The following is a 15,924-nucleotide window of genomic DNA, read 5'->3' as shown; positions in this document are numbered from 1 at the left end:
GGATTAAAGCATGTTCATTTTAAAACATCTATTCTTAAAAAACCGTAAACAGCCCATGCGAAAGAGGTTTGTTACAACAGCAGTGGGATATACACCATGGAGGATGGGGCAGAGGAGTATTTTTACAAGCTCTACGAATATGAAGACGGTACAAGAGAGTGTGAAAAATTTGATGCTGATCAGTATTACAAAACACCTAAGAATGCGGATTTTAGTACCAAAGCACAAGTAAAAGCATGAGTTTACGGTGGTGCTATTCTAAAAAACATTCTCAATTACGAACCTCTTATAGACGAGATCAACAGAGAGATCAAAAAATTATCGAAAACCGCAGGAAATCAATATGTTTACAGATAAGCAGCTAAGAGCCTTGTTTGGCATTATAACTTTTATATTTTTATGTTTTTTAGGAATTAAAAAATCTTTACTTTATTCAGAGTATTTTGACATTCGCATCTGTTTCTTTGGTAATAGTCACAACTGTTTTTGCAATTTTATGCAATTCCAATATTCCTTCTGAATTGCAGAGCAACCCAAAATACAAATGCGGAAATACAACAGGTTGGGTGAAACTAACACGTGATTTACACCAGTATATGCACAGACTCTTAAAGCTAATAAGTTTAGCGCTTGTCGTTTTAATTTTCCCAAGTAGTTATAAAGAAACGGTCTCTTTACCCATCATTTCTAAGTACTTGGAGCATAAGCTTTCTTTTCCATTGGATACTGGTACTTAGATATTGCTCTTTAGTACTCTTTTTAGTCTGTGTATTGTTTCTTATGTTAAGCACACGCAATTTAATAAACATGTCCATTTACGCACTACAGTGCTCAGTTAAAAAGCCATAGTAAAATTTCCGATTTTATAATTTTTTACAAAGAATTCATTCTTATGACCTTATAGATAGCAAGCTAGAAAAAGCGATTTATATTCAATTAGGTAAGTATAAAAAAGAAAAAATTGCAAAGTCATGCTATTAAGAAAGTATCAAGTGTGTAAAAATACTTAGAGTTAAGCGGATAGGTTACGAAACAGCCTCTCCCATGCCTTTAAAATACTGACTATCTTTTGTGCTTGTGAGGACATATAATGATTTTGTCGGGTGTGGTTATGTCATACAAGACCCTTTTTAGGGGAAAGCATAGCGACGGACTTAACGCCGTGTTTTCAACGCCCAGTGCCCTTATAGGGTGTCAATTGAAAACTCCATTACGTTAAGGATTACTAGCATGAACGCTATAGTTAAAAATCAAATGACCTCCATTATTGCTACTGTTGCAAATGATACCCCCTCCTTTCAAAAGCAAGCTCTTGCAAAAAAAATATGAATTAACAAATGAAATGAAAACAGTGAAAGATCTTTTAAGTGATCGAGTTCGAACTATTTATCGCATACGTGCATTAAGAGACTTTGGTAATGTAAAAGCGGATGACTTGGGTGGTTTTATAGAGCATGAGGGCAATTTAAGTCACGAAGGGAATTGCTGGGTTGGTGGTAATGCATGGATTTATAATGATGCCTATATTTCTGATAATGCTCAGGTTTGTGGTCAATGCTAGCATTTGTGACACTATGCTTTTAAACAGCAAAAAGAAAGCCATGTCATTTGCGTGATGTGGCTTTATGTTTATCAAAAGATAAAAAACATAATTTTATATGTTAAAAAATAATAATATCATTTTGAAATAATTGAAAAAATTATTAAAAAAGTAAGTGACAACATGCTAAATAAAGTGATGTTAATTGGCTATTTAGGTGCTAATCCCAAAAGCAAAACAATGAATTCTGGTACAGAAATAGTCAATTTTAGTATAGCGACTTCTGAGAGCTATGTAGATAAAAAGACCAATCAAAAAGTAGAGAAAACAGAATGGTATTCAGTTGTGATTTTTAATCCACATTTGGCAAAAATTGCACTTCAATATCTCAACAAAGGTTCAAAGGTTTACGTAGAAGGCAAATTACAGACACGCAAATGGCAAGATAAAAATGGGTATGGCCGTTACTCAACAGAGATTATCTTGCCACAATTTAAAGGCGAATTATATTTACTTGATGCAAAGAAAGATCAATCGGCATCCCCTACTCCTTCATCCATTACTACCCCAAATTATGCTATCGTTTCAGGTGCTGCTGATCATAGTGCATCTCTTAATGATGCTATCCCATTCTGACTGATAAAATATGGCAAAGAGAAAAAACCGTACAAAACGCGGACGTCCTCGAATTAAAGGATGTATCAGAGAACCAAACGGACGCATCTCACGAGCAAAAACACTGGCAGGTACCCCAACGGGTAAAATGATATAGCCTCTCTTTTTTCTCCTTGCACGACGCATGATACGCCCCACCGCCTGTATGACATCTACATGACTTTTATGGGGATGTAAAAACATAACCCGCATCAAAAACAGGGACATCTACTCCTTCAGAGAGATATCTTACATTGGTGAGCAAACACGGACAAACATTCTCCCCCGCATCTTCCTTAAGCCAATCAAGGGCTTTATTACGTTCTTTGGCACTTTGTGTTCCATCAATATGAGCAAATTTACAGTCAAAAGGCGGAGTCTCTTTATGGGCCTTATGAAGATCATATAATTCTTTCTGTATTTCTTTAGAATTGAATGTATCACGGATACGTTTAGACCTATTGATATCTTTACAAAAAGCCAAAGCCCGACGCATGAGATTTGGGTTATCACTCAAGTCAACCTTCAGATCTATTTTAGCAAGGGCTTGATAACAGCCTATGATCTTGGTTTTATCGTCAAGAATAAGTCCATAATTCTCATCTGTTATCAGATGTTGAATGGATTGACTTACTTCCTCTTCATCAACACCCAAAATAATAATCTTATAAGGAGATAAAAGTTCATTCTTAACGGCTTTTGAGAGAATGTATAGATATAAAGCTCTTTTCCATAGAGTTCTTCATCATCCATAGAAGCCAGAACGGCATTGATCTCATTGGCTTGCTTTTTGGCATTATCCGTAAAGACCTTGGGGATTGCTGTCATGTACAGACGTTTTTTACCCCGAATGATGCTGTTATCGTGAACCTTGATAAATTCAGATTCACGTTTGTCTGTTCCCAACACAACCCCAGTCGTACGGTGTACTTCATCACAAATGATCAGATCAAATTCGGATAAATCACATTCCTTTTGCTCATCCGCAATCACTTGGATTGATTGGTAAGTAGCAAACACCACGGTCATTGCATGTGCTAAGGCTTTATTTGCTTTTTCTCAAAGTTTTTGAGCATCAGTTGGTAGCTGGTAGAGCGAGATCTGAAACATCGAGTTCGACAGCATCATCTTGTGTTTTACGACGCTTGCCAATTCATGTATCAGAACATACCGCAAAGGAAAGCAAGGGGACTTGTGCAGATGTAAGCGCCCTCGCATTCGTATTCCGGAAGCCTGAAAGTACTGAGTTTGAATCAGCTTTTTTGCTTTTAGTGCTCATCGCACTTGGACATAGAAAAATCTCCCAGAATTCCGATACACCCACAGAGTGGGCTCATTTTTATGATCAAACTTTAGGGCTTTCAGACCCTACTGATCGCTGCCTAGACAACCAAAAACACCTTTAAAGTATTAAAGGAATTTCACGCGATTAGCAACCAAAATGAAAGCAGTGTTTCTTATCTCTCAAAAACTGTAAGATTGGGCACTCTTCAAAAGAGAGACAATGCTAAGGGCTGTCATCGTGGTTAGTTATCAACCCACACAATGCCTCTTGTTCAGAAAACGCACAACACGAGATAAGAAAAAATGTTGTTTGCAAAGTTCTCTCTTGCCTATACAAAGAAAAAATTTGGAGGGCTCCTATGATAAATGACATTTACTGTGTTGGACTCAATTATGTTGAACATGTTCATGAACTAGGCAATACTGTTGAAAATGAACCCGTTATCTTTAGCAAGCCAAACAGTTCACTCATCTTAGGCAATGAAATTTATCTCCCTGATTTTTCCAAAGAAATCCATTTTGAAACTGAAATTGTGCTCAAAATCTCAAAGGACGCTTTCATGGTCACAGAGGAAGAAGCAGAAAAATGCTATGATGCCGTAGCAATAGGTCTTGATCTCACAGCGCGGGATTTGCAAACAAAACTGAAAGGAAAAAGGCTTCCTTGGCTTTTATCGAAAGGATTTAAAGGCGCTGCATACGTCTCTGACTTCATAAACAAGGAAAAAATAAACAACCCAATAACCTTTGCAATGAAGTTGAATGGCGAAACAAGACAAGTTGGCAATACGAAAAATATGATCTTTAGCTTTGAGAAGATAATCTCATTTTTAAGTCACTACATTCAGCTAAGACGTGGTGATCTCATATACACAGGCACTCCACAGGGTGTCGGAAAACTTTCTCAGTTTGACAGAATAGAATTGTATCTCGAAAATCAATTAATTTCAGAGCTAAAAGTAAAATGAATCATCAAATACTGACCTTTTTCATTGTTTCATTTTTTTTAGTCATCTCACCGGGGCCGAATATGGCCCTTATCATCGATAATGCAACGAGATTAGGAAGAAAGAACGCATTTGTAAACGTTTTAGGATTGTGTACAGCAACATATGTGCATGGGGGGCATTTTCCATACTAGGTGTATCAGCGCTCATTCTCAACAACAAAACGCTGTTTTTTTTAGTAAAACTCATGGATGGCAGCTATTTATTATACATGGGCTTTAAATCAATTAAATCTGGAATACACAACTTAAATTCAAAAGAAAGAAGTTCAACGAATGAAAAGCATGCTACGAGTGAAACAAAGCTTTTAACCAGCTACAGAGACGGCTTTCTGACACAAATACTAAACCCCAAAGTATCAATATTCTATATAGCGGCCTTCCCGAAATTTTTATCTTCTGGTGGTGGCATTAAAAAAGGCTTTGAACTTGTAACCATACATTCCTTCAACATCTTTGCATGGTTTACCTTGATGACCATTTTTATATCATTTGCCAGCTCCGCTTTAAAAAAGCAGCGAATAAAAGGTGCGATTAATATAGCGACAGGAACAGTTTTATCTCTGTTTTCTTTTTTCATTTTCTTTGGATAGTTTTATCTTTTGATAACAAATTGCAAAGCTAATAAAGCAATCTTTTTCTGATTCTGTCTCTCACGATGAATAGCTCAACCTCTAACAGAGCTTATACAATCCCCAGTTTTTTCTTTGTATAACTGAATTACGCTGCATTTCTTTATCATAGTCTCAAGGATTTTTGTGTAAACGATGTGAATTTCTCGCAACGTTTTATAAAATGTTATCAATATCTAAACAAAATCCTTATTAATTACTTTAGAAGAAATAAGCTATGATATTCCTCTTTTCGTTTATGAAACAAAAGTAACTTTTTGATTTATGATAGCATCATACAAACAAAAAGTGATTTTAAAAATCATTTTAATTTTCTATCATTAAAAACTGTTTCTTAAATTAAGATGAGAACTCTTGAGCGCTATTTGAGCAAAATTAAAATTCCCACCATTGTGAATAATAACAATAAAAAAACTTCCTATTCAAATATCTGTTACGTTATTTAAGAGGAAAACATCCTCTTTTTTCAAAACCATATTCTTGTCTTTATCCACACAAAATCATAAAAAACGTTTTTTTCCTTTACACCTCATTTATATCATGCTTCGATACAGAATGATGCATTTTTTAGTGTAATTTAATCTCAAAATAATTAAAGGGAACCCCCAAAAAATGAACTGTAAACAAAATTTAAAAGATGGTCCTCATATGAAACTACAACGTGGCCTAGATAACCGTCACGTACAACTTATAGCCCTCGGTGGAGCTATTGGAACAGGTCTCTTCATGGGATCAGGAAAAACAATTAGTGTAGCAGGCCCTTCCATCATACTCGTTTATGCTATTATTGGATGTGCCCTATATTTTGTAATGCGTGCTATGGGAGAATTATTACTTTCTAATTCACAATACCGGTCCCTTATTGATTTTTCAACCGATATGCTAGGACCAGGAATCGCTTTCTTTGTGGGCTGGAACTATTGGTTAAGCTGGGTTGTAACTGGAGCTGCAGATATTATTGCTATCATTAACTATATGCATTTCTGGTGGCCAACACTTAATCCATGGATTGTTGTTTTTGCTTGCATTGGTTTCTTTTTAATCCTTAACCTCCTTGCCGTAAAATTGTTCGGTGAACTTGAATTCTGGTTTGGTCTTATCAAAGTCGTAGCAATTTTGGCATTAGTTATTGTTGGATTTTATATGATCGCCACAGGCTTTACCTCTCCGAATGGTACTGTTGCCTCTCTTAACCATGTATGGAACGATGGAAATATCTTCCCGCGAGGAATTACAGGTTTTTTTGCTGGATTTCAAATTGCCATTTTTTCTTTTGTTGGTATAGAAATTGCTGGAACAACGGCAGCTGAAGTTAAAGAACCTAAAAAAGTTCTCCCTAAAGCAATTAATGCAATACCGGTGCGTATTGTACTCTTTTACATCCTTTCTCTCACTGTGATTATGTCCGTTACTCCTTGGAATCAAATTGTTCCAGAAAAAAGTCCCTTTGTCTCCATGTTTTGGCTTGCAGGCATTCCAATAGCTGCTGGTTTGGTCAATTTTGTTGTTCTCACCTCGGCTGCCTCTTCAGCAAATAGTGGTATTTTTTCGACTAGCCGCATGATATACGGGCTTGCAACACAAAAAGGTGCTCCTCCAATTTTAGGGAAGCTTTCCAAATACCATGTTCCAGCCAATGCTCTGTTCTTTTCCTGCCTATGTATTTTAGTAGGATACACAATCGCATCATCATCTCCAAGCATCATAAGTGCTTTTACAATTGTGACGAGCATTTCAGCGATTGCATTTTTATTCGTATGGTCCGTCATTTTGATTAGCTATATTGTGTATCGTCGCAATCACCCTCATCTACATGCTGAATCCGTCTACAAAATGCCGGGAGGTGTCATTATGTGCGGAATCGTGTTAGTCTTTTTTGCTTTCATGCTCTATTTATTGACATTAGAACATGATACCCTAACAGCTTTAAAATACAGTATCTTTTGGTTTATTTTCTTAGGTATAATGTATTTTATATTTATAAGAAAAAAAATCTCTCCAAAGAACAAATAAAATCTATACAAAACATCTCAAAAAGGGGTAACTAAAGTTACCCTTTTTCTACTTAACCTCCTCCTCATACCTCAAAAGACGAGGATTCCTCGCAAGTCTTGGTTTGTAAACAATCCGACTTTGTTAAGAGAGATGCCTGCTGACCACTTATATGATTCACCTACATAAGGCTCTATGGGCTAGCCCTACCCTGAATACTCACCACACATTCTAAAAATACTTAATATGTAAAATTTTATATGCTTTATATCACTACTCTAAACAACAGTATTTTACTGCATTATAGGATAAGAAACGCGCTATTCTGTGAAGAATTCTCTATAAACTTCACTGATATTGTTTATTAATAAAACATGAGCTTTTATCTAAAACCACCCCCAAAAAGTTATATTCAATTTTTTAGCAAAATTAAAAATACAGCTCTAAACAGAATATATCTTAATAGCTATCTACAATAAAAAAAGATTCTATGAAAATATTTTTCTATTTATAATAAATTTTAAATATAAATATTTAAATTTAAATTTAAAATATATTTTTAATATTTAAATAATATTTTAACAATTTGAATATTATTATATTTATATACAAATATTTAAATTTAATAAATTTATAATTTTATTTATATTTTTCTGTAATGGAAAATATTTATTAATAAATAATTTTAAATGAACGCTATTTAATACAATGATTTATTACAAAATAATTGAAAATAAAATATATATAAATAATAAATTATTATTTATAATAAATAATATTATTTATTATAAATAATAAATAATATATAATGTTTATAATTTATGTATAAAACATAAAAAATATAATATAATTTATATTTTAGTTCTTATGTATAAAATAATTATTCCATTAATTTATAATGTTTTTTCTTTATTGACATATAGTCATAGAAAAAAATTCCTTTACTCCTTAACCATAGCGTGTTCCGATAGAAGGCATTACCTTTTTTAGGATAATTTTTATTTAAAAATAACTAAGGGGAACTTCCCAAAAATGAACAAACAAAATTTAGAAAAAAAACCTAAGAAGAAATTGCAACGTGGACTACATAATCGACACATACAACTTATAGCCCTCGGTGGTGCTATTGGAACAGGTCTCTTCATGGGATCAGGAAAAACAATCAGTGTAGCAGGACCCTCAATTCTACTCGTTTATGCAATTATTGGTTGTGCTCTATACTTTGTCATGCGTGCTATGGGAGAGTTATTGCTTTCTAATACACAATATCGATCTTTTATTGACTTCTCAACCGATCTTCTAGGTCCGTGTGCCGGATTCTTTATCGGCTGGACATATTGGTTATGTTGGATTGTCACCGGAACTGCTGAAATTATTGCTATTGTCACTTATACACACTTTTGGTGGCCTGAACTCAATTCGTGGATTCCTGTTATAATTGGTCTTATGTCCTTTTTAATTCTTAACCTCGTCGCCGTAAAACTATTTGGCGAACTTGAGTTTTGGTTTGGTTTTATCAAAATCGTAGCAATTCTAGTCTTAATTGTTGTAGGATTTTATATGATCTTTACCGGTTTTGTCTCTCCAAACGGCACGGTTGCTTCTCTTAGCCATATATGGAATGGTGGAAATATTTTTCCGCGAGGAATTACAGGCTTTTTTGCTGGATTCCAAATTGTTATTTTTGCTTTTGTTGGCATTGAACTCGCTGGAACAGCTGCTGCTGAAGTACAAGAGCCTCAAAAAGCTTTACCACAGGCTGTTAATTCAATACCAATCCGCATTGTATTCTTTTATATATTCTCTCTTCTTGTGATTATGTCTGTGACACCGTGGAATCAAATCAGTCCAGAAAAAAGCCCATTTGTAACAATGTATGCACTTATTGGTATTCCAACTGCTGCTGGTTTGATGAACTTTGTTGTCCTCACAGCTGCCGCATCTTCAGCAAATAGTGGAATTTTTTCTACCAGCCGTATGATATATGGGCTAGCAACACAAAAAGGTGCTCCTAAATTTCTCGGAAAACTTTCTCGTAACCACGTTCCAGCCAACGCATTATTCTTTTCATGTTTATGCATCTTATTTGGTTATGCAATTGTATCGTTATCTCAAACCCTCATAGCTGCTTTTACAATTGTTACGACGATTGCCGCAATTTTGTTTATATTTGTATGGTCTATCATTTTGATCAGCTATATCGTCTATCGTCGTAATCGTCCTCTCCAGCATACTGTCTCTCCTTATAAAATGCCAGGAGGTGTTATTATGTGTTGGGCGCTTCTTGTTTTCTTTGCATTCATTATTTATTTATTATCATTAGAAGCTGATACTGCCATAGCTTTAAAATACACTCCAGCGTGGTTCATATTTTTAGGAATTGTATACTTTCTTTTTGGAAGAAAGAATTATGCAAAAAATTAAAAAATAAAGCTTATGTTGCAAAAAACATATAAAAAAGGGTAACTAAAGTTACCCTTTTTTGATATTTATCTATAAAATTATAAAAGCTATTAACAAAATATCTCTTTAGAAGCTTCAATTACGCTCTTTATCAACCAAAGCATTAGACTTTATCCAAGGCATCATAGAACGAAGTTTTTTACCAACTTCTTCAATAGGATGATTATCATTTAAACGCCGCATGCCTTTAAAATGAGCTGCACCAGCTTTATACTCTTGAATCCAATTTGACGTAAATTTACCCGTCTGAATATCCTTCAAAATACGCTTCATTTCTGCTTTTGTTTCATCAGTAATCACGCGTGGACCAGACATATATTCGCCCCATTCAGCCGTATTGGAAATCGAATAATTCATATTTGCAATGCCCCCTTCATACATGAGATCAACAATCAGTTTAACTTCATGTAAACACTCGAAATAAGCCATTTCCGGTGCATAACCTGCTTGTGTTAATGTTTCATAACCTGCTCGAATCAGTTCAACAAGACCTCCACAGAGAACCGCTTGTTCACCAAAAAGATCAGTTTCGCACTCTTCTTTAAATGTTGTTTCAATTACCCCAGCACGTCCACCACCAAGACCACATGCATAAGACAATGCTACATTATGAGCATGTCCTGAAGCATCTTGTGCCACCGCTATTAAGCAAGGAACACCACGACCACGTTGGTATTCATTGCGCACTGTATGACCTGGACCTTTAGGAGCAATCATCACAACATCAACTGTTTTTTTAGGTTCAATTAAGCCGAAATGAATGCTCAAACCATGCGCAAAAGCAATCACCGCCCCATCACGTAAATGATCATGAATATGCTCTTTATAAATATCAGCTTGCAATTCATCTGGTGTTGCCATCATGATGAGATCTGCCCATTTTGCAGCTTCCGCAACACTCACCACTTCAAAACCATCGGCCATAGCCTTCTTAACTGTTTCCGACCCTGAACGTAAAGCTATTTGCACATTTTTAACACCGGAATCTTTCAAATTTAAAGCGTGCGCACGCCCTTGAGAACCATAACCAACAATGGCTACTTTTTTCCCTTTAATAAGATTAACATCCGCATCACGATCATAATAAACACGCATAAAAAAACTTCCTTCTTTTTCTATTTAAACTGGATTTCAGATTATTTTTATTAAATAAGAAACATTATCTTCAGTGCATCACACACTTATAAAGGCAAAAAACACCGCTTATAAGAACATAGCAATTGAATAATTTTTAAAGTTTACATATTGCATAAAAAAACTGTAGTCCCCAAACATTCCCAAAACATATACGGATCCCCAAATCAACTTCAACTGCTATTCCACAAAAACAATAATTACACAAAACAAGATTTCTAAAGAAAATATATTTGCTAATATTTTACTCTTCTATCGTGCAACAAAACCCTATATTCTAAAAATTAAGATACAATATACAATTGTTAACATGAACCAAATCAATACGGATAGCAAGAAAAATTACAAAATAATAAGTATTGTTTTAATACAATCTTCAAAAGCATATACAACAATATCTTTAGAATAATAGAGAGGACGTTTTTACTTTTTACGTTCTTTAATATCCGCGCTTCTCACGCGAAAAAGAACACCCCCATACTGCCATTATGTTATTCATTTATGGCGCCTTATAAAAAAACTTTTAATGTGCTCGAGCCCTTTTCAAGAATCCCCTATAATCGCCTAAGATTTATTACACACCACTCTCTTTACTTCATAAAGCTACAAGTCGATATCATCATTCTATTTGACAGCTCTTATTGCATTAAGCCTATTCATAAAAAGCATTTTCTGATTTTAAATCTATTCATGATGAAATCATCAAAACCCTTATATGCCAAAAACTGCCACAACATTGAATTAGCCAATAAAATGATGATAGCAATAGACTTCATATCATCTATGGAGATTTTACATTATACTATTTACAGATAACCCGTAAAATGAGCTCAAACATCAAGAAAATTTGTGTATTGATCCATAAAAACCCTACGCACTCCTTTACAAGGAAAATACTTTCCAACCCCTATTTCTTCTCCCTAATAGATAGTACAAATAAAAAACATCGCATACACTCAAAACAAAAGATAGAAAGCAACCAATAAACAGAGCAACAATAGAATATTTATAATGCACGCTAATAGTGCTATTTATCTAAACATATATTATTTTTTAAAGATAAATTGGCAAAGCTTTATAAAAATTTCTCTTTCAATTTTATAGAGAGAAAAAGATTACGATAATAACCGGATAAAACGCTGAACAGTATCATGCATTCCATACTCTAATGCATCGGCAATGAGGCCATGACCAATAGAAACTTCATCAAGCCAAGGAATGTTTTTGACAAGAGCAGGAAGATTCATAAGCGTCAGATCATGCCCTGCGTTCATACCTAACTGCAACTCTTTTGCTCTTCTTGCTGCTAAAACAAGTTTATTGAGCTCTTGATCCTGTTTTATCTTATCCTGAAATGCACCACCATAAGGTCCCGTGTAAAACTCCACACGATCAGCCCCTATTGCTTTAGCAGTATCAAGACCATCGATAGTAGGATTAGCAAAAAGTGATACACGAATCTTTCTTTTTTTCAAATGCTGAATAATAGGTATTAAAAATTCTGCATCATGAGCAAAATTCCAACCATGATCAGATGTTGACTGATCTGGATCATCAGGAACAAGGGTAATCTGATCAGCATACTTTTCAGCGATATCCAAAAATTGATCACTTGGATAACCTTCAATATTAAACTCAGCTGTAGGAAAAGAACCGTTAATTAAACGATGTATATCTGGCAAATCCGCAAAACGAATATGCCTTTCATCGGGGCGTGGATGAACCGTCAAACCTGCCGCTCCAGCAGCAAGCGCTATATGCCCCATATTCGTGATACTTGGCCACGGAAGATTACGTCGATTACGCAAAACAGCAACAGCATTAAGATTAACCGAAAGTTTTACCGCCATGCCCATTTCCATTTTTCTATAGTGTGTAACAAGATAGAAAAAAGGCATTTTCCATCTGAAACTTAGATGATATACATATTTTTTCTATCGAACAATCATTAAACGTTCTGCTGCGCGCGTAATTCCCGTATAAAGCCAGCGCGCATACATATCACGAAATGCAAAACTTTCATCAAACAAAACGACGTTATTCCATTGAGAACCTTGCGCTTTATGAACCGTTAATGCATACCCATAATCAAAATCATCATATCGCTTTTTTAATTGCCATGAAATTTCTTGATCAGGGTTTTCAAACGCTGCTTTTAACAGTTTAATCTTTGCTACCCCACGCTCACTTTCTTCTGGTTTCACAAGAAGATTAATACTTGGTTTAACTGTTTCCTTCTGTGAAGTCATCACCTTCCATAAAGAGCCATTCAACAAACCTTTAGTAGGATCATTTCGCAAACACACCAGCTTATCTCCTGCTTGCGGATAATCTGCTGTAAATCCTTTTAACACACGCAAACGCTGATTATAAAGGTAGCGCGTACGATTAACCCCTACCAATACCTGATCAGCATCCAAAACCAATTGTTGATTGACCTCTTTACGTGTAACAACGCGCGCTTCTCCATAGTCACCATAAGCAATATCGCGTCCTTCACGCACATCCATAGCTAAACGAATAATCGGATTATCCCGCGCTTGCCGATGAATTTCTGAGAGAAGAAAATCTGGTTCTCCATTGGAAAAAAATCCTCCACCTGATATAGGAGGCAATTGACCTGGATCACCCAGAACAAGAATTGGCGTCCGAAAGCTCATTAAATCACGCGCCAATTTTTCATCTACCATCGAACATTCATCGACAATAATGAGCTTAGCTTGTGCAGCTACACTCCTTCGATTTAATGTAAATGTTGGAGCAATAGACTTCTTTCCCGTAATTTCATCGGAAACTTCTTCTTCCCCACGCGGACAATAAATCAACGAATGAATTGTACAAGCATTGCTTGCACCTTTAGAGCGTAAAACCTGTGCCGCCTTCCCTGTAAAAGCAGCAAACTGGACAGAACCATCAACTGTTTCTGCAAAATAGCGCGCAAGCGTTGTCTTACCCGTCCCCGCATAGCCAAAAAGGCGAAAAAGTGGAGAACGCCCTTCCTTCAACCACGCAGCAACAGCCTTCAATGCACTATCCTGTTCCCGTGAAAACTGCATAGCTTACCAACATAAGATTTGCATAAAAAGAGCAGTATTTTGAAAAAAAACGACTATCAAGAAAAACTTTTTTATTAAGAATTGCTGACACACGCCCATCTAACAACTTTCGTAGCACAATTATCAATTATTTACCCATTGCTTTTTCAAGATATAGTAAAAATCTAAATTTTATCTATACATCGATCTTCTTGGTAACACCTTATACTTATCAAATAAAATATCATTTTCTACAACAGTAACAGCAACAATGGAATATACATATCTTAAATTTAAAATAATACCTATATACGCTTTTTCTAACCAAAATTTAGAATGAGAAAAAGAGCATTGCAGTTGCAAAACCCTCTCTAGAAAAAATGTCCTTAACAGGATAAGAATAATGTAATTTTATGAATACTATTTTACACAATCACTCAGCTTTCTTGCACATAAAAATAAAGTACATCCACTATTACGAAATAATAATTACATATATCAAAAACCTTTTGGCAGAAATAGCTCTCAACAAAACTACTTAATCCTATGATGATACACCTATAAAGTTCCTATCTCCCTCTTATCATGATTTTAATAAATTTACTCTTCATGCTACAAATAAGTTATATCTCAACGAATAAAGAGAGACATCACGCTTATATGAAGCGCGCTTTATCTCGCACAAATATGTAGCTTTTTCTGTTTCGACAATAAAATCTGGTTCGTAAGTATGGCCTTCTTGGTAGTCTATTATAAGAAAATTGGGACATGGGTTTCAGTCCAGCGTAGCACTTCAGATCCGTCCTCTAGAATATGAGAAAAGCGCAATTCTCCATCTACTGAGTCAAACTTTTTCTTTTTGTCGCAATGTTTTAAAGTTTATAAAAACTAACTGATTAATGCTATTCTTATTGCTAGAAATAACAATGAAATCAAGGGGGGTAATTTGTTAATAGGCTTGGCGTTATGTCAAAATATCAGCTGTGAGATTGCTTTTTGGTTGTTTTAGAAATGAAATAATGAGCTCAAATATTGATGAATGAAACGGGAGATTTAAATTGAAAATATTAATTCCAGATGACTATCAAAAAGCCACCCTAACATTACAGTCTATTACAAAATTAATGAAATCGCATGAAGTGCTTGTTATAAATAATTTAGCTAAAGAATGTGATTTAGAAGATAAGCTCAAAGAGATAGATATTCTTATCTTAATCAGAGAGCGAACTATAGTTGATAGAAATCTTCTACTGAAACTGCCAAATTTAAAATTAATCTGCCAAACAGGAGTAACAAACTTTATTTTGATCTATATAATCAATTGATCTTTATAATCTTTTTTAAAGTACGGGATACGTGGATAAAAGTTAGGGAATAGGATTTTCTAACATTTCTCTATAAAGCACGCTTCGCACAATGTTTCTAATGTTTCTTTGAAGTCTGCTAACGCTTCTTGATGTAAGCCATCTAAAAGCCTCATAAACGCAACAACAGTTTCACGTTGCAACGGAGTAGAAGGTTTTATTATGATGCTTTTTCGACAAGAATAGGCTTCTTTTTTTAAGAGAGAAGCCATAGCTTTATCTAAACCATAAAGCTCTATGATCTTTTCTTCCAATCCTACAGGAACAGATTTTTTGCCAATCTCTACAGAAGATAAAAATGCTACAGATATGTCTAATTTCTTAGCCATATCTAAGAGGCGTTCTGAATGATCAACCCGAAGTTTCCGTAAAATTTTACCAAAAGATGTAACCATATAAAAAGTCCTATTAGAGAAGAAATATTTCTTCTGATTCTAACAAATCTTTTTATGATTTTCCTCAATTATTGCGAATCAAGAGTTCTTTTCGGGAAGTTTTTTTAGCAAAACCAGAGGTCCAAAGGGTCTCTAATTCTAAGATGTTCTAACTTTTTGTTAACCATCTTTTAAGATGTGAGAAGCTATTCTCTATGGCGTCCACGCAACGGGAAAAATCTATTACAAACATAAAGAGAATAAAGGCAATCAATTTCATGAGGCGTGACATCATCTTTAAGCCTTGATAGGTCTCTATCATCTCGTGAAGGAGTTGTTGTTCTTTTTCTGTAAGATCTTTATCTTTGGTGCTTCGTTTCTTGACCATCTTTCCAACCACATAAATGGGCTCCCTGCTTGTTATGCTTCAAAATATCTCTTGCAAG

At 35.0% G+C, this 15,924-nt stretch carries 13 protein-coding genes and 3 pseudogenes; 10 read left to right on the top strand and 6 right to left on the bottom strand.

Features of this window, described 5'->3' with window-relative positions; all coding sequences use genetic code 11:
- The first annotated feature begins 10 nt into the window (after positions 1-10).
- From ACFIKQ_RS07895 to ACFIKQ_RS07875, 5 genes and pseudogenes are all read left to right on the top strand, one after another.
- Positions 11-357 (top strand): annotated as a pseudogene (locus tag ACFIKQ_RS07895) (hypothetical protein).
- Positions 344-849: pseudogene (locus tag ACFIKQ_RS07890) on the top strand (hypothetical protein). The pseudogenes ACFIKQ_RS07895 and ACFIKQ_RS07890 overlap by 14 nt, the downstream one beginning before the upstream one ends.
- 463 nt (positions 850-1,312) lie before the next feature.
- Positions 1,313-1,561, top strand: coding sequence for a hypothetical protein (locus ACFIKQ_RS07885; protein WP_375656228.1), 249 nt, complete (start codon positions 1,313-1,315; stop codon positions 1,559-1,561).
- Positions 1,562-1,723: 162 nt separating this feature from the next.
- Positions 1,724-2,176 carry a single-stranded DNA-binding protein gene (gene ssb, locus ACFIKQ_RS07880; protein ID WP_375636206.1) on the top strand — a complete coding sequence of 151 codons (453 nt, stop codon included), beginning with the start codon at positions 1,724-1,726 and terminating at the stop codon, positions 2,174-2,176.
- Between the two features lie 10 nt (positions 2,177-2,186).
- Positions 2,187-2,312, top strand: coding sequence for a hypothetical protein (locus ACFIKQ_RS07875; RefSeq protein ID WP_375636237.1), 126 nt, complete (start codon positions 2,187-2,189; stop codon positions 2,310-2,312).
- Here ACFIKQ_RS07875 and ACFIKQ_RS07870 read toward each other — a convergent pair.
- Positions 2,264-3,389: pseudogene (locus ACFIKQ_RS07870) on the bottom strand (helicase-related protein); the annotation flags it as partial. The gene ACFIKQ_RS07875 and the pseudogene ACFIKQ_RS07870 sit on opposite strands and share 49 nt — an antisense overlap.
- Positions 3,390-3,837: 448 nt before the next feature.
- On the opposite strand from ACFIKQ_RS07870, the gene ACFIKQ_RS07865 reads away from it, so the two are divergent.
- The 4 genes from ACFIKQ_RS07865 (at position 3,838) to ACFIKQ_RS07850 (ending at position 9,532) form a co-directional block, all read left to right on the top strand.
- Positions 3,838-4,446, top strand: coding sequence for a fumarylacetoacetate hydrolase family protein (locus tag ACFIKQ_RS07865; RefSeq protein ID WP_375636204.1), 609 nt, complete (start codon positions 3,838-3,840; stop codon positions 4,444-4,446).
- Between the two features lie 130 nt (positions 4,447-4,576).
- Positions 4,577-5,077, top strand: coding sequence for a LysE family translocator (locus tag ACFIKQ_RS07860; RefSeq protein ID WP_375636202.1), 501 nt, complete (start codon positions 4,577-4,579; stop codon positions 5,075-5,077).
- A 651-nt stretch (positions 5,078-5,728) separates the two neighbouring features.
- Complete coding sequence (locus ACFIKQ_RS07855; RefSeq protein WP_375636200.1) at positions 5,729-7,129, top strand: amino acid permease; 1,401 nt, start codon at positions 5,729-5,731, stop codon at positions 7,127-7,129.
- A gap of 1,011 nt (positions 7,130-8,140) precedes the next feature.
- Entirely contained in the window at positions 8,141-9,532 is a 1,392-nt protein-coding gene (locus ACFIKQ_RS07850; protein WP_375636198.1) for an amino acid permease, read from the top strand.
- A 114-nt stretch (positions 9,533-9,646) separates the two neighbouring features.
- On the opposite strand, the gene ilvC is transcribed toward ACFIKQ_RS07850, so the two are convergent.
- From ilvC to ACFIKQ_RS07835, 3 genes are all read right to left on the bottom strand, one after another.
- Positions 9,647-10,666 (bottom strand): ketol-acid reductoisomerase, encoded by a 1,020-nt coding sequence (gene ilvC / locus ACFIKQ_RS07845; RefSeq protein WP_375636196.1) that lies wholly within the window; start codon positions 10,664-10,666, stop codon positions 9,647-9,649.
- Between the two features lie 1,154 nt (positions 10,667-11,820).
- Positions 11,821-12,555, bottom strand: coding sequence for a pyridoxine 5'-phosphate synthase (locus ACFIKQ_RS07840; RefSeq protein WP_375656227.1), 735 nt, complete (start codon positions 12,553-12,555; stop codon positions 11,821-11,823).
- Positions 12,556-12,639: 84 nt separating this feature from the next.
- Positions 12,640-13,761 carry an ATP-dependent RecD-like DNA helicase gene (locus ACFIKQ_RS07835; protein WP_375656226.1) on the bottom strand — a complete coding sequence of 374 codons (1,122 nt, stop codon included), beginning with the start codon at positions 13,759-13,761 and terminating at the stop codon, positions 12,640-12,642.
- 1,037 nt (positions 13,762-14,798) lie between these two features.
- On the opposite strand from ACFIKQ_RS07835, the gene ACFIKQ_RS07830 reads away from it, so the two are divergent.
- Entirely contained in the window at positions 14,799-15,065 is a 267-nt protein-coding gene (locus ACFIKQ_RS07830) for a hypothetical protein (protein ID WP_375642374.1), read from the top strand.
- A gap of 59 nt (positions 15,066-15,124) precedes the next feature.
- On the opposite strand, the gene ACFIKQ_RS07825 is transcribed toward ACFIKQ_RS07830, so the two are convergent.
- Positions 15,125-15,499 carry a helix-turn-helix domain-containing protein gene (locus ACFIKQ_RS07825; RefSeq protein WP_375656225.1) on the bottom strand — a complete coding sequence of 125 codons (375 nt, stop codon included), beginning with the start codon at positions 15,497-15,499 and terminating at the stop codon, positions 15,125-15,127.
- Between the two features lie 148 nt (positions 15,500-15,647).
- On the bottom strand, positions 15,648-15,878 hold the full coding sequence (locus ACFIKQ_RS07820) for a hypothetical protein (RefSeq protein ID WP_375656224.1): 231 nt from the start codon (positions 15,876-15,878) through the stop codon (positions 15,648-15,650).
- Between the last annotated feature and the right edge of the window lie 46 nt (positions 15,879-15,924).

The sequence above is a fragment of the Bartonella sp. MR63HLJHH genome (assembly GCF_042194155.1).
Classification (GTDB): Bacteria; Pseudomonadota; Alphaproteobacteria; order Rhizobiales; family Rhizobiaceae; genus Bartonella; species Bartonella grahamii.
This window is presented reverse-complemented; position numbering and strand designations above follow the sequence as displayed.

Excerpts from the sequence above, each read along its gene's own strand:
- ACFIKQ_RS07825 (WP_375656225.1), bottom strand. The coding sequence starts at position 15,499 with ATGGTTACATCTTTTGGTAAAATTTTACGGAAACTTCGGGTTGATCAT.
- ACFIKQ_RS07855 (WP_375636200.1), top strand. The coding sequence starts at position 5,729 with ATGAACTGTAAACAAAATTTAAAAGATGGTCCTCATATGAAACTACAA.
- ACFIKQ_RS07875 (WP_375636237.1), top strand. The coding sequence starts at position 2,187 with ATGGCAAAGAGAAAAAACCGTACAAAACGCGGACGTCCTCGAATTAAA.
- ACFIKQ_RS07865 (WP_375636204.1), top strand. The coding sequence starts at position 3,838 with ATGATAAATGACATTTACTGTGTTGGACTCAATTATGTTGAACATGTT.
- ssb (WP_375636206.1), top strand. The coding sequence starts at position 1,724 with ATGCTAAATAAAGTGATGTTAATTGGCTATTTAGGTGCTAATCCCAAA.
- ACFIKQ_RS07840 (WP_375656227.1), bottom strand. The coding sequence starts at position 12,555 with ATGGCGGTAAAACTTTCGGTTAATCTTAATGCTGTTGCTGTTTTGCGT.
- ACFIKQ_RS07835 (WP_375656226.1), bottom strand. The coding sequence starts at position 13,761 with ATGCAGTTTTCACGGGAACAGGATAGTGCATTGAAGGCTGTTGCTGCG.
- ACFIKQ_RS07850 (WP_375636198.1), top strand. The coding sequence starts at position 8,141 with ATGAACAAACAAAATTTAGAAAAAAAACCTAAGAAGAAATTGCAACGT.
- ilvC (WP_375636196.1), bottom strand. The coding sequence starts at position 10,666 with ATGCGTGTTTATTATGATCGTGATGCGGATGTTAATCTTATTAAAGGG.